This window comes from Synechococcus sp. R5-15, from assembly GCF_047462035.1.
Classification (GTDB): domain Bacteria; phylum Cyanobacteriota; class Cyanobacteriia; order Thermostichales; family Thermostichaceae; genus Thermostichus.
The window spans coordinates 1-1,060 of sequence record NZ_JANSIK010000073.1 but is presented as its reverse complement, the minus strand read 5'-3'; the positions used below and the strand labels follow the sequence as shown (position 1 = coordinate 1,060).

The following is a 1,060-nucleotide window of genomic DNA, read 5'->3' as shown; positions in this document are numbered from 1 at the left end:
TTTAGAGCGCATTGCCGCGGGGGAGGACTTCTTCAGGGAACTCAAAGCGCTCATGGGGTTGGTCCTGCGGCGCCATCCACGCCCGAATCCCCTCGTTCAGCAAAATGTTCTTCGTGTAAAACGTCTCAAACTCAGGGTCTTCCGCTGCCCGCACCTCCTGACTGATAAAGTCATACGCCCGCAGGTTCAGCGCCAACCCCACTACCCCAATGCTCGACATCCACAAACCCGTCACCGGCACAAACAACATGAAAAAGTGCAGCCACCGCTTGTTGGAAAACGCTATCCCAAAAATCTGGCTCCAGTACCGGTTGGCCGTCACCATCGAGTAGGTCTCCTCCGACTGCGTCGGCTCAAAAGCCCGAAAGGTGCTGGCCGCATCCCCATCCTGAAACAGGGTGTTCTCCACCGTCGCCCCATGGATGGCACACAACAGCGCTCCACCCAAAACGCCAGCCACCCCCATCATGTGGAACGGGTTCAGCGTCCAGTTGTGGAACCCCTGGAAAAACAGCAAAAAGCGGAAAATCCCCGCCACCCCAAAGCTAGGCGCAAAAAACCAGCTGCTCTGCCCCAGCGGGTAAATCAAAAACACGCTCACAAACACCGCTATCGGCGCGCTAAACGCAATGGCGTTGTAGGGCCGCACCCCCACCAGCCGGGCAATCTCAAATTGCCGCAGCATAAAGCCAATCAGCCCCAGCGCTCCGTGCAGGGCCACAAAGGTCCACAGCCCCCCAATCTGGCACCAGCGGGTGAAGTCCCCCTGGGCTTCCGGGCCCCACAGCAGCAGCAGGCTGTGCCCCATGCTGTCGGCGGGGGTGGAGACGGCTACGGTCAAAAAGTTGCACCCTTCCAGGTAGGAGCTGGCCAACCCGTGGGTGTACCAGGAAGTTACAAAGGTGGTGCCGGTGAGCCAGCCGCCCAGGGCTAGGTAAGCGCAGGGGAACAGCAGCAGCCCGGACCAGCCGATAAACACGAATCTGTCGCGCTTGAGCCAGTCATCGACGATGTCGAACCATCCTCGCTCCTGACGCACGCGCCCTACCGCTATGGTCAT

At 59.6% G+C, this 1,060-nt stretch carries 1 protein-coding gene; it reads right to left on the bottom strand.

Going from position 1 to position 1,060, the window contains the following annotated elements; genetic code table 11:
- Window position 1: 1 nt before the first annotated feature.
- On the bottom strand, window positions 2-1,060 hold a 1,059-nt coding region (gene psbD / locus NW839_RS06935), incomplete at its 5' end, for a photosystem II D2 protein (photosystem q(a) protein) (protein WP_414332488.1).